The 12,803-nt window shown below is 48.1% G+C and carries 13 protein-coding genes; 11 read left to right on the forward strand and 2 right to left on the reverse strand.

From position 1 onward, the window contains the following. Positions 1-103 precede the first annotated feature (103 nt). The 5 genes from ABDW72_RS06345 to ABDW72_RS06365 all read left to right on the forward strand — a co-directional run bounded on the left by ABDW72_RS06345 (position 104) and on the right by ABDW72_RS06365 (position 3,894). Complete coding sequence (locus ABDW72_RS06345) at positions 104-919, forward strand: TIR domain-containing protein (RefSeq protein WP_347157631.1); 816 nt, start codon at positions 104-106, stop codon at positions 917-919. 138 nt (positions 920-1,057) lie between these two features. After that, complete coding sequence (locus ABDW72_RS06350) at positions 1,058-1,561, forward strand: YkgJ family cysteine cluster protein (protein ID WP_347157632.1); 504 nt, start codon at positions 1,058-1,060, stop codon at positions 1,559-1,561. A gap of 438 nt (positions 1,562-1,999) precedes the next feature. After that, positions 2,000-3,016: a hypothetical protein gene (locus ABDW72_RS06355; protein ID WP_347157634.1), complete on the forward strand. Its 1,017-nt coding sequence runs from the start codon at positions 2,000-2,002 to the stop codon at positions 3,014-3,016. Positions 3,017-3,133: 117 nt separating this feature from the next. Next, a complete protein-coding gene (locus tag ABDW72_RS06360) occupies positions 3,134-3,532 on the forward strand; it encodes a methionine-R-sulfoxide reductase (protein WP_347157635.1) in 399 nt (132 codons plus the stop codon). 47 nt (positions 3,533-3,579) lie between these two features. Next, positions 3,580-3,894 carry a peptide-methionine (R)-S-oxide reductase gene (locus ABDW72_RS06365; protein WP_347157636.1) on the forward strand — a complete coding sequence of 105 codons (315 nt, stop codon included), beginning with the start codon at positions 3,580-3,582 and terminating at the stop codon, positions 3,892-3,894. A 26-nt stretch (positions 3,895-3,920) separates the two neighbouring features. Here ABDW72_RS06365 and ABDW72_RS06370 read toward each other — a convergent pair whose 3' ends face one another. Beyond that, positions 3,921-4,853, reverse strand: coding sequence for a hypothetical protein (locus tag ABDW72_RS06370; RefSeq protein ID WP_347157637.1), 933 nt, complete (start codon positions 4,851-4,853; stop codon positions 3,921-3,923). Positions 4,854-5,078: 225 nt separating this feature from the next. Here ABDW72_RS06370 and ABDW72_RS06375 point away from each other — a divergent pair, with 225 nt between their 5' ends. The 3 genes from ABDW72_RS06375 (at position 5,079) to ABDW72_RS06385 (ending at position 6,397) form a co-directional block, all read left to right on the forward strand. Then, complete coding sequence (locus ABDW72_RS06375; RefSeq protein ID WP_347157638.1) at positions 5,079-5,459, forward strand: diacylglycerol kinase family protein; 381 nt, start codon at positions 5,079-5,081, stop codon at positions 5,457-5,459. Between the two features lie 63 nt (positions 5,460-5,522). Beyond that, positions 5,523-5,915, forward strand: coding sequence for a DUF6970 domain-containing protein (locus ABDW72_RS06380; RefSeq protein ID WP_347157639.1), 393 nt, complete (start codon positions 5,523-5,525; stop codon positions 5,913-5,915). A 5-nt stretch (positions 5,916-5,920) separates the two neighbouring features. Next, on the forward strand, positions 5,921-6,397 hold the full coding sequence (locus ABDW72_RS06385; RefSeq protein WP_347157640.1) for a DinB family protein: 477 nt from the start codon (positions 5,921-5,923) through the stop codon (positions 6,395-6,397). A gap of 179 nt (positions 6,398-6,576) precedes the next feature. Here the strand turns inward: ABDW72_RS06385 and ABDW72_RS06390 are convergent, their stop codons facing one another. After that, on the reverse strand, positions 6,577-9,564 hold the full coding sequence (locus ABDW72_RS06390) for an AsmA family protein (protein ID WP_347157641.1): 2,988 nt from the start codon (positions 9,562-9,564) through the stop codon (positions 6,577-6,579). 266 nt (positions 9,565-9,830) lie between these two features. Here ABDW72_RS06390 and ABDW72_RS06395 point away from each other — a divergent pair, with 266 nt between their 5' ends. The 3 genes from ABDW72_RS06395 to ABDW72_RS06405 all read left to right on the forward strand — a co-directional run bounded on the left by ABDW72_RS06395 (position 9,831) and on the right by ABDW72_RS06405 (position 12,700). Further along, the gene (locus ABDW72_RS06395) at positions 9,831-10,844 is read left to right on the forward strand and encodes a PorP/SprF family type IX secretion system membrane protein (protein ID WP_347157643.1); all 1,014 of its coding nucleotides are present in this window, start codon (positions 9,831-9,833) and stop codon (positions 10,842-10,844) included. 63 nt (positions 10,845-10,907) lie between these two features. Further along, positions 10,908-12,137: a gliding motility lipoprotein GldJ gene (gene gldJ / locus ABDW72_RS06400; protein ID WP_347157645.1), complete on the forward strand. Its 1,230-nt coding sequence runs from the start codon at positions 10,908-10,910 to the stop codon at positions 12,135-12,137. Beyond that, entirely contained in the window at positions 12,104-12,700 is a 597-nt protein-coding gene (locus tag ABDW72_RS06405) for a DUF7793 family protein (protein ID WP_347157646.1), read from the forward strand. Before gldJ ends, ABDW72_RS06405 begins: the two co-directional genes overlap by 34 nt. Positions 12,701-12,803 lie beyond the last annotated feature (103 nt).

A 12,803-nucleotide genomic window follows, 5' to 3' on the forward strand; every position in this document is an offset into this window, starting at 1 on the left:
GCAGATAAAGGAAAAGCAGCTCCGGAAGGGGCTGCTTTTATTGTTTTACACTACTTTATGTAGCTTTTAGTATATTTATAGGTTCTAATCAAAGTTGATAGTGATGGAAAGAAAGCCAAGATTATTTATTGGATGTTCAACTGAAAGTTTAAGTATTGCTGATGCTATTAATGCAAATCTAGACCATTCATGTGAAGTTACTATTTGGAGAAACGGAACATTTAAGTTGTCAAATAACACAATAGATTCTCTTACTGAGAAGGCAACTTCTATTGACTTTGCAATCTTCATTTTCTCTCCTGACGATTTAGCTACAATAAGGAATACTGAAGAGAAGATAGTTAGAGATAACGTAGTTTTTGAACTAGGGCTGTTTATTGGCACTTTAGGAAAGGAAAGGTGCTTTATAGTTAAGCCTCGTAACACTGACTTGCATCTTCCCACAGATCTACTTGGTATAACAACTGCTGATTTTGAACCAAACAGATCTGATGGTGACGTCACATCTGCATTAAACTATGCGTGTTCACTAATCAAAAAAGAGGTTGAAGGTTTAGGCTTAGTAAGAAGTATAAATACATACAATACCTCAAATTCTACTTTTCAAATTACAGACATAGAATTATCTGAAATAGACTTCAAATTTTTAGCTGTACTTATTGCAACAGCAACTGACTCTCCAACAGGGTTAAGTTTGTGGCAGATTAAAGAAACTTTAAAAATCAGGGATCCGAGAGTTGATATAGCATCTGTCAAAATGGAAAAATTAGGCTTAATTCAAAAAGAGAATGATGTAGATGGAAATGGCGAAGACATCTATAAGTATAAGATTTCTCAAGATGGGTTGAGCATACTTCTTAAAGAAGAGCAAAGGCTTTATAAAATATATAAAGTCGAGGAAGATGATCTGCCATTTTAGGTGGTTTTACTCGTGCGAGTTTGTAGCTTTTTCCAGCAAAGGCGACTAAAAGGCCTAATGTTCCGTTTATACTAGTACTAGCTGTAATCTAAGCTACCTTCAAACAATACATGAAAGAAGTGCTTAAATGCAGTAAGTATGATTGATTCAACCAATATCTGTTTGGCTTGTGGGCTGTGTTGCGACGGCACCTTAGTTGGCTTTGTACAGCTTAGTCCTGAAGAGTTGCCCAGGATCAAAGAAGTAATGGCTATTGAGGAGGCAAGTAATGATGGAATCTTTCTTCAGCCCTGCAACAACTACTGTGATGGCTGCACTATTTACCCAGACAGACCGAAGCAATGTGCCAGCTACGATTGCGAACTCCTAAGATCTCTCCAACGAAAAGAACTGGATTATACTTCGGCTATCGAAATAATAGAAGTGGCTAAACAGAGAAAGAATGCTATTGAAGAAAAGGTAGCGCTGCTAGAGATCAAGCTACAATCCGAATCCTTTTACTTTAAGATAGCCGAGTTGAAAAAGCTGTATCAGAAAAACGAGCATGCGTTAGCAGCAACACCAGACTTCAAAGTGTTGATAGCGGACATCGAGCAACTTGACAGGCTGCTGTCAGAGAAATTTGGTGGTACCACATTCTAAGAGCAAAACATTATCGCCTGAATGAAAAGGCTTATATTATGTCCGATCCCTCGCTAGTGCGAGCTTGTAGCTCGTACTTACATACCCAAATCTAAACACGAACTACAAGCTCGCGCCAGCAGAAACTAACAACTAGCTATTCCGCAAGTTTAGCGACAGCGCAATTTGTGTTTATACTCTGCAGCTAGTTTGTAACTGGCGTTTCCTGCAATCATACTTTCGCCAGTTATAAACTGGCTGCCACACCTTCGCGCTACGCTCAAACCTGCGGTATCAAACGCTTATTTTATACTTGTGCAGCGAAAGAAAATTAATTTCTGCGAGGCTACTTTTTGTTTAACAGGAGTTTTGCTTGCCATATCGCCACATCGGGATACTTAATTATCTTAGTGCCGAAATAAATGCCTTATGCAAGCACCTTACGCATAGCCCTCTTCTATGAAACAACACGTACAGTACCTAATCTTATCCCTTGTTTTGCTCTTTGTGGCTGCCTGCCAGCAGAAAGAAAAGGTGCCGGACCTGGATAAGATAGAAACTGAAATGGGCAAAGAAGCTCCCGCCGCCGCAGTTGATAGCAGCAGCCAAAAGGAAGTGGAGCAGGTAAATGAGGCTTTGGCGAAGGAGTGCCAAGCGTATTGGGCGGAACAGCAAAAACTAGATTCTGCCAAAGTAGATTACTTCTCGACCGTTGTATTACCAAAAGCGCTGGCAAACCCGGCGCTGACAGCGCAGAACAGGATGTTTCTGCTGGCCCTGCAACAATACCTGCAGCAGTCGCCGGAAGAGCGGCATAGCACCCTTACCACATCACAGGTGCTGTTCCCGATCTTTAAACTGGAGAAAAATGAGCTGGGCGTGCTGGGATTTCCGGCATACGACCAGAACGACCAAACCTTTCAGGACATCTCCCTGGAAAACAAGGTGCTGCTCAACAGCAAACTGACTGGTGCCGTCGACACAGCGGCTAAAAACAAGATCGTGCTGCACCCGGCTTTGGCTGACTCCCTTTTCAAAAATACCAGCGAGCCTTTGTATGCTTTTACAACGGGCCGTAGAACGAAAACAAAAGTGGTTAACTTCGGCTCTTTTGCCAACGAATGCCTGGAGTACTACAACTACCTGCTGGATACAAAGCCTTTTAAAGCTACTGATAAGGTGCTTTTCGGGAGCCCCTATAACCTGGACCTGGTGTATGCAGCCTACCCCAGCGTAGACCAGTTGATGCAACAGCAGCTAAAGCCCGCCTGTTTCGACTGCCCGACCAGCTCAGCGCAGGAAAAAACGTTTGCCGCCTTAAAAGGCGTAAATAGCCTGTACTTTACTTATGCCGATACCTTTCCGCTAAACAACCAGCTGCAAACGCCCTCCCGGGGGCTGCTGATGGTAATGGACGGCAAGATCGTTTACCTGTGGTATGCCGAGGTAGACAGGGTTGGCTGTAGCTGCATATAGTAGAAGTATGGCTGGCGCCTCTTTTATCCTCCGCCAAGTGATCCGGAAAACTCTTTGCCCTTGTATGCTGTTTATACTAGCACACACATACAAAGCATCAACCCAAAGTACATCCCTATGAAAGTCGCAAAAGACCCATCTGAATATAACAAGCTGACGCCGGAGGAGGCGCGCATCATCGTGAACAAGGGCACCGAGTACCCGGGCACCGGCGAGTATGAGCACAACAAAGCCGAGGGCGTATACCTGTGCCGGCGCTGCAACAACCCGCTGTATACCTCAGAGTATAAGTTTGAGTCGCACTGCGGCTGGCCAAGCTTTGACGACGAAATAACCGGTGCTGTGAAGCGTGTTCGCGACGCCGACGGCCGACGAACCGAGATTGTTTGTGCCAACTGCGGCGCGCACCTGGGCCACGTGTTCGAGGGCGAGTACCTGACCCCGAAAAACGTACGCCACTGTGTGAACTCGCTGTCGATGAAGTTTGTGCCGGTGGAAGAACTGGAGAAGCAATAAAACAAGAGAAGGCAAGTGTAGCAATGCACTTGCCTTTTTAGCTACACATGGTTCGAAATCAACCAATAGACTCCTCCAGGTATGAGCACGAACAGGGCATTTATACTTGCTCCTGCTGCGGGGAAACCCTGTTTGAAGCTGCGAAAAAGTTTGAGGTCGGCTCTGGTTTCCCAAGTTTCTGGAGCCAGATAGGGGAGCACGTACAGCACAAACCGCTGGATACTTATGGCCGCAGCCGTACGCAGCTGCTTTGCCGGCAATGCGGCCAGCACCTGGGGCACCTTTTTGAGGATACCCGCACACCAACCCACGTACGCTACTGCATCAACGCAGAGGCTATAAAGCTGGCTGCACAACCCTAAAGCACGGCAACTCCAACTTACAACGCTTACTGTGGTTCGGCAGCAGCCAGCTGCGCGACAAAAAAGTTAACCAGACCACTTATCCTGTTGTCCGCTTCGTAGTAGTACCCGTCCAAAAAATCGCGGCGGTTGATGGCTATTTCAGAAGCTAACCACTTCGGCTCTACAATATTGGCTTTGTAATGCAGCTTTAACGTGATTTTATTGGCTAGTATATCCTCCGTCACATCCATGGTAAGCGCATACGTAGGAGGTGTTTTTGCAGCACCGGGCAGCCAGGGAGCATAGTAGTTGAATGGTTTGCTGTGGCTGCCTTTCTCCTGTGCCAAACGCTGCTGCCGCAACACAATAGCATTGTTGATGATGCGTATCAGGCTATGCTGCTGCTTTTTCTTTAGCCCCTTAAAGAAGTTTATACCTTCAATTTCGAAGTTCTTTATACCTGATGCGGCCATATTCTCTGGCTTATATAGCACATGCACTGGTATGATGCCGGTGGTTGCACCTGCCACCACACTGTCTTGATAATAGCGGCGGCCATGCTGCTGAAAAAGCGAGGCAGGCGAGTAGAGTTTTAGTTCGTTATACATGTCGTGCTGCACGCCGCCCTTTATTTTACCTATGCCACTGTTAGGTTGCAGGTATAGCTGGTAGTACACACCCAGGCTGCCGTTCAGGTCTAAGCTGTGCAGCGAAGCTACCAACGTATAATTATACTTGTGGTACTTCTTTTTTGCTGTTGTGTCGATCACCAGGCGCTGGTCGGCGGCTTGCAGCGAGTCCAGCTTTTGCAGGTACCAGGCATTCACCTGCTGGAACTGCTGCTGATAAACCTGACCGGCCTTGTTGGCAAACTCCAGTTGGTCGATGGTGATTGGCCGCTTATACACATCTTTGGTGCAGGAAAGCAGGCTTATGGCTGTCAGAAGCACGAGCGCATTTACAGGTAAAGTTTTCATAGGAATCCTTTTAAGAGTCAGGAAGTATAGGAACGCTGCATTTGTATGATGAATTAACTAAAAATTTAGTTATAATAAAATAAAGTACTCGAAAAATTTAAATTTCAGGCAGCCAACACGTTAAAACAGCAGTTTATAGGCGTAACTACATAGCAGGAAGCGGTGAAATAAACTCAACACGCCCGACACAAGTATAAGGTAGGCGACATCAAAAGTATAAAGTTTATGAGTCGTCCTTCGTTCTTCAGCTCCCGCTATAACAGCTTCAAATTTGCGTCTAAAGGTATGAGCGCTGTGTTCCGGTCGGAGCCCAACATGCACCTGCACGTGCTGGCCAGCGTCATCGTGTTTGTGATGGCTTATCGGTTTGAAGTAAGCCGCATGGAGTGGTGCCTGCTGGTTTTCTGCGTGGGCCTGGTATGGATGGCCGAGATTTTCAATACGGCTATCGAAACTCTCACCGACCTGGTATCGCCGGAGCAGCATTTTCTGGCTGGCAAGACCAAAGACCTGGCAGCAGGGGCCGTGTTGATGGCTGCCATTACGGCAGCGGCGATCGGGCTGATCATTTTTGTACCTTATTGGCTAGCCTACTTTAACAGTTAACCGGCGGGCTTCTTTTAAAACGACGGGTTTGTTACCTTTGCGCTGCTATCATCAACATGCCTTATGGCCTTAACAAAGGAACCGGTCGGAGTACTACTTGCGTTGCTGCTTTGCCTGCTATGCGCCTGCAAGCCCGGCATTTCTCCGCAAATATCAGAGGCAGCCACAGCCAATGCACTGGCTGCGCCATGGCTAAGCCAGCTGATCCAGCACCTGCAGGAAGAAAAACCAGCCAACCCACCTGCCAGAATCTATCGTTATACTTACAACAACCAGCAGGTATACTACCTTACCAGCCGCTGCTGCGACATACCAAGCAAAGTATACGACGAGCAGGGTAACGTACTTTGTGAGCCCGACGGTGGCATTACAGGGAAAGGAGACGGCCGCTGTCCTGATTTCGCGGAACAGCGTAAGAATGAAACTTTAATTTGGGAAGATAAACGAGAATACTGATAAAAATGACTGGAAACGACGTACTGAAAAACCTTTCAGAGTATAACATCTGGGCGAACAAAACGATGCTGGACGTGTTCAGCAGCCTGCCCCATGTGCCGGACAATGCTGGCCGCCTGTTTAGCCATGCCCTTAATGCACAGGCCATCTGGATTGCCCGCATTACCGGCACCGAGAGCCCTGTAAAAGTATGGCAGGAGCACTCGCTGGAAGAGCTGAAGAAGCTGCATGCCTATGCTTCGTATAAAATTGCAGAACTGGTGCAAAACGCCGACGAAGCTGAATTTAACCGTTTGATAGACTACAGCAACAGCCTGGGCCACAAGTATAGCACCCGCGTGCTCGACATCCTGACACATGCTTTCAACCATGCAACCTATCACCGGGCTCAAGTTGCTACCGATCTGCGCAAGAACGGCCACACGCCGCCTAATACAGATTACGTAACCTATGTGCGCGAGCTGATGGGCCAGGTATACTAACCTAAATGACTTTCAGGCGCTTGCTAACAGCTACCCAAGTATAAATGGGTAGTATGAAGCAAACGGCTAGCTTCCGGACTTGGAAGTACCATAGCTGATAAAATAAAAAGGAGGCCCTATCCAGAGCCTCCTTTTTTCATGCTTTTCAAAAAGCTTTTTGTTTAAAACCGTTTACCTGATTAGTTACCTGCTTTCGTGGTATCAGGCTTGGCAGCTGGTTTGGATAGTCCTTTCAGGAAGCCTCCTACTTTGTCGGCTGCTTTCTGCTTGAGTTGCTTCTCGGCTTCTGCGCGTTTCTTATCCAGTTCTTCCTGTGCTTTCCGCTCCACTTCCAGCTTGCGTTTGGTCAGTTCGGCCTGCAAAGTATCGCGGGCCTGCTGCTTCACGTTGTCCAGTTTGTTCTGCACGACTTCCTTCACCATTTCTTTGGCCTGCGTTTTAACAGAGCCGCCGGCAAGTCCTACTTTCGGGTTGGTGAGCGTGCCTCCTACATTCAGCTTCAGTGTGACGCGGTCAGAGGCCTGCACCTGCTCATTGCCCAGCAAGCTGGCGAGGCGGGTATTCAGTTCGCGGCCTACTTTACCTGCCGGCACATTCAGGGCTGTTACATAGTCGATCTGGCCGTTCACGTTGTTAGTGCCGCCCACCGTCATCTCTGTGTTGCCCACTTTCAGGTCGAAAGGTTTCACTACTAAGCTGCCATTCACTACCTCGGCATCTATCTTCTTATTCTCCACCACAAAGGTTTTCAGCTCTTCAAAATGGGTGAGGCTGCTAATCTTATCTACAATGGGTACATTTCTTACCGCCGCGCGGATCACGTTGATTATACCGGCACCATCCAGGGTGTTGAACACCGGAATCATATCCTGCCCCAGCTCACCCGCAAAACTGAAGTTAGTGGAGAACCTGCCATCCAGCAAGCCAGCGATAGGAGCCAGGGCTTTAACTGTATTGAAGTTGTTGAAAGCCTCTTTAAATTCGAGGTTGTCGATGTTCAGCTTCATATCAAACAGCGGGTGCTGCAGGCTTTGCGTGTTGTAGCTGCCACTGGTAGCAAAAGTAGCTCCCAGCATATTAAAGCTTACCTGCTCCAGCTTCGCTATTTTGTTTTTCACCAGCACCCGGCCACCTACATCGTTCAGCTTGAAATCGGTATACAGCACCTGCTTGGCATTCATGTTCAGGGTCACGTCGAGGTTAGCCGGCACCTCCACCACACCTGGTGTTGATTGGTCAGCAGGAGCGCCTTCATCGTCCACCATCCACTCATTCACATCAAAACGGTTAGAGCTGATGTTGAAGTTACCGCGCAAGGCCTGGTTGTCGGCCAGGGCATAGCCCAGGTAGTTCGAAAGGATACCGTTGGCCTGAATGTCGCTTTTGCCCAGGTAGCCGCTCATGTTCTGCAGGTTAATGCGCTCGTTGTTAAACACAGCATTTGCATTAGTAATTTTGATACCCTGCGGCAGTTCTTCGCTTACAAAGTTCAGGTTGTTGATGGCCATGGTGCCGTTAGCAATCACGTTGTTATACTTCTCTGCTTCCACATCGCTCAGCTTTCCTTTGGCTGCCACATCGGCATTGATACGCCCGGAAACCGTCATACCTTCCTGCGGGAAGATCTTGGTCAGCTTGGTCAGGTCCAGAATACCTTTTACGCGGGCATCAAAAGCAGGCTTATCGATGCCCTCTACCAGCACCCGGCCTTCCAGCGGCTCGCCGTCCAGTGTCATGTTAAAGTTTTCGATGTTGATGCGGGTATCATCGGTGTTGCCTGTAGTGTTGCGCACGTTACTCACCACATTCAGGTGCTGGATCGGTGCCGGAAAGTCCTTCGACTTAACAAAGCCATTGGCCAGGTTCAGGTCGGCATCAATTACCGGCATGCTCTTTTCGCTGTAAGTGCCTTTGGCGGTACCGTTCACCCGCAGCAGGCCACGCAGTATCATACCTTCTATCGGGTATACTTTGGTGAGCTCCGCCAGGTCCACATTCGCTTTCACATTGCCGTCCACTTTCATCGGGTTCAGGCCTTCCACCAGCATTTTAGCATCTATCGGGTTCTTCCCCAGGTCCATGTGCAGCTGGCGTATATCTACTACCGTGTTGTCCACGATGCCATCTTTGTTGTCGACGCGCATGTTTACGTTGATGTTGCGGGCAGCGTCGGGCAGGTCAGGGTATTTGAACATGCCGTCGATCACTTTTAGCTCTGTACCGAAGCCGGGCATACTTGTTTCACTATAGCGGCCTTTCACATACCCGTCAAAGCTCAGCTTACCGGAGGTTTTGATGTCATCGAAATTCTCCGTATACATGCCCGGCACCACCGATAAGACATTGCGGAAATCTGTTTCCGTTGCTTTAAAGGCCAGGTCCAGATCAATGGTGCTGTCCGGCATCAGAATGGAACCATTAAAAGTAAACGGCAGCTCATTCAGCCGGATCCTGTTATCTTTAAAAGTATAAAGCGATTTGTTCAGGTTCATGGCCATGGCCACATCTCCGTCCAACTTGGCATTTTCGATATAGTTTACGCCATTGTACGTCATCGTTACGCCATCTGCTTTGGTATGCGACACCATGTCAAACACATTCTGCTCAAAATCGCCGCTGCCGGTATGGTTTACATGGTATGCGGCCATCCCGAAAGGAATGCTCAGGTCGTCGTAGAAGAGGGTACCGCTGTTCACCTCCCACTGGTTGATCGCCATCTTAAAATCAGAGGCAGCTGTATCAGCGGGCGTAGTGGCGGTTGTATCGGGTATATAGATGTCCCAGTTGGCTTTGCCGCTCTTGAGCACCACCAGGTGGATAACGGGCTGATCTAAAGTAATGGAGTTTACCTTCAACTCATCGCCGCTGATCACGCTCATCAGGTTTAGGCCCATGTTAAAAGACGGAATCTGCGCCAGCGTATCTAACTGGAAAGAATCTTTGCCGATAATGGCCAGATTATCGACGCTCAGCGACAGGTTAGGGAAGTGGCGCAGCAGCGACACGCTTACATCGTTGGTCTGGTAAACCACACGTGCATCTATACTTTGAGCTATCTGCTTATCAAGAGCCTGCTTGATCTTATCTTTAAAGAGCAGCGGCAAGATAGCCGCTGCCGCAAAGAGCACTGCCAGGAAGATAAAAAAGCCTATTATTACTTTTCTCATATAAATGAATTAGAGTTTTCTGGATATAGTGGCTAAACTATGTAATTTGTGACAAAAACCATGCACGAAACGCTTTTGGCTATTAAAAGTTATAGGGCTGCCCTTTCTTTAGCAGGAATACCGTTGCCGGTTTATTAACAGCAGTCCGTGTTTAAGATACAACCGGCACATTTTTCAACGTTAGTAAAAAGCCTGCGTATGTGGCCATATTCTGCCTGATACTTTGGCAGCAAAAAAGCTCCCGGCGACTAAGATACCTCCCCTGTATGCGTTTTAACTGTATTCTTATCTGCTGCTTCTGCTGCTTCTGCTCTTTCCGGAGCAGCGCCCAGGATGTGGTATTTACGCAACAGTACGCCAATAGCCTATACTTAAACCCCGCTTTTGCCGGCCTTAACCACAGCTGGAGCGTTACAGCGGCGCACCGAAGCCAGTGGCCTTCTCTGAACGGCGCCTTTATCACCAACCAACTGGCTGGCGATTTCAGGCTGCCGGACCAGAAAAGTGCCATCTCAGTCCTATTGCAGCAGGACAAAGCAGGAATAGGCGGCCTGCAGAAATTCCAGGCTGCCCTGGCCTATGGCTATCACACCCGCCTGACCGAAAACTGGACGATGGCAGCAGGCCTGCAGGCAAGTATCGCATTGCTCCGGGTGAACTATGATAATCTGGTTTTCGGAGACCAGCTTTCAGATAATGGCATGGTTGCTGTTACCTCTGCAGAGGCCAGCAGTTTTGAACCGGCACATTACCTGAGCTTTGCACTGGGTGGCCTGGTGTATACCAACCAGTTCTGGTTCGGGCTGACAGCGGCGCATCTGAACAAACCTGCCTACGGATTCGGACAAACCATTAAGCTGCCCGTACGTTTAACGGCCAACGCCGGGTATAAATTTTACGCCCGCACCTACGAAAATCAAGGCAGGTTATTCGAATGGAGCTTTTCGCCGAGTGTTATGTATACCCGGCAGCAAAATTTTAGCCGCACGGATCTAGGCTTATACACTATCTATACGCCTCTTACGTTAGGAGTAGTATATAAAGGAGTGCCCCTTACCGGCGGCCCGGAACAAGATCAGACGCTGGCAATTATCGCCGGCCTGCAATTAGAACAGTTTCGGGTTGGCTTTAGCCATGATGTAGGCCTGCAGGGCTTTAGCAGGCAAGTAGGAGGGGCAAATGAAATTTCACTGACTTTTGAACGACTTGACCTTAACTTTTTGTTTAAAAGCCGCTTAGGACGCAAATTTAACAGAAACATTGTTTGTCCGGCATTCTAATTTTAGTTATAATTGCACGTTAAATTACGTTACAAGAACCTTATCTAAATTGGGTACTATTTTATGAAATTTGTTAAGTATCTATCGGCTGCGGTTATAGGAGGGCTTTGCCTGACTGCCTGTTCTAAAGGAGGCCAACCTACCAGTACAAATCCGGGGGATGTGAGTACGGCCACTGGTATAGAATACAATGAGGATGAGGCATCATTCCAGGTAGCTGATTACGCTGCTTTTCCGCAGGCGCCGGGCCTGGTCTTTATTGAAGGAGGCCGCACGACCTTAGGCTCTATGGAGGAGGACATCGCCATGACCCGTGATAACATTGAGCGCACGGTAACAGTAGCATCCTTTTATATGGATGAAACAGAAGTGGCTAATATTCACTGGCTGGAGTACCTGCATTACCTGAAAGCAGACTCGCTGCCGGAAGTATACCAGGCCGCTTTGCCGGATACTACTGTTTGGTCTAGCCAACTATCTTTTAACGACCCTTATGTAACGTACTACCTGCGCTACCCGGGCTTCCGCTTTTTCCCGGTAGTAGGTGTTAGCTGGCTGCAGGCCAACGATTACTGCATCTGGCGAACGGCTAAGGTAAACGAGAACCTGGCAAATCAGGCAAATGGCGGCGGTGGTCGTGGTTTGTTTGGCAGAAAGAAAAAAGGGGGCGATGCTCCGGAAGGGGAGAAGCCGTCTATTGAGTCAGGCTACGTGCTACCGAATTACCGCCTCCCAACAGAGGCTGAATGGGAGTATGCTGCTCAGGCCCTGATCGGTACACAGTATACGGACGACGAAAACCAGAACAACAGAAGACTTTATCCATGGGACGGACACCAGGTGCGTAACCCGTATGGCCGCCAGATGGGTAAGTTTATGGCTAACTTCAAGCGGGGCCGTGGTGACTATGCCGGTATTGCCGGTGCGCTGAACGACGGTGCCATGATCACGGACTACATCTACAGCTATCCGCCAAACGACTATGGCCTGTACAACATGGCTGGTAACGTAAACGAGTGGGTACAGGACCTGTACCGCCCGCTGTCTTACCAGGATGTGGAAGACCTGAACCCTTTCCGCCGCGACGGTTACCTGGATGAGAAAGAGAACTACGACTCCAGCGAAGGATTCCATTCGTTAGTAAACGACGAGGTACGTGTATATAAAGGAGGCTCCTGGAAAGATGTTGCCTATTGGTTGTCGCCAGGTACCCGCCGCTTCATGGCGCAGGACTCCGCTACAGCAACCATCGGCTTCCGTTGCGCCATGATCAACGCTGGCTCCAACAAATAATATTTTCAAAGCTTAAGTATAAAAACGGCCCGAAAGAGATTTCGGGCCGTTTTGCTTTTCGGGAGCAGGACTTTATACTTGTAAAGGTGCACGGCGCTAGAGTATACTTGGTTAAAATATGGAATGGCAGTGCATACTTCAGCGAAAAGTTTATCTCTAAAATCTTTAAGTACACCATGACGGTTCCTACAGACAGAGAAGTTTTTGAAGGGGAGATTGCCACCTACTGGTTTGATGAGGGTATACTGGTTTCCCTCTCTAAAAGCCTGAAACGTACTGTCGCAAATATTACGGACAATGTGGCGCTGGTGAAAAAGATTACGGGCCATAAAAGAGTGCCCTTGTTGATCTACCTTTCAAACTCTCCGGTTCCGGACAAAGAAACGCGTAAGTTCTCAACCACGCAGTTGCCCGTCATTTATTCGGCGATGGCTATGGTATCCAAGCCGGGGCTTTCCAGGCTTATCATGAACATGCTATTTCAGCTAAAGCCACCGCCCATTCCGATGAAAAGCTTTACAGACGATCAGGCAGCAAAAGCATGGCTGAAGCAATTCTGTTGAATCATACTATACTTATACTATAAAGCAACGTGAACTCGGAAATTAAACGGGTAAAAATCAGCATTTTACACAAACAATAAGGCTAAGGAGCAGGTAGAATAAA

The sequence above is a fragment of the Pontibacter chitinilyticus genome (assembly GCF_039748935.1).
Taxonomy (GTDB): Bacteria; Bacteroidota; Bacteroidia; order Cytophagales; family Hymenobacteraceae; genus Pontibacter; species Pontibacter chitinilyticus.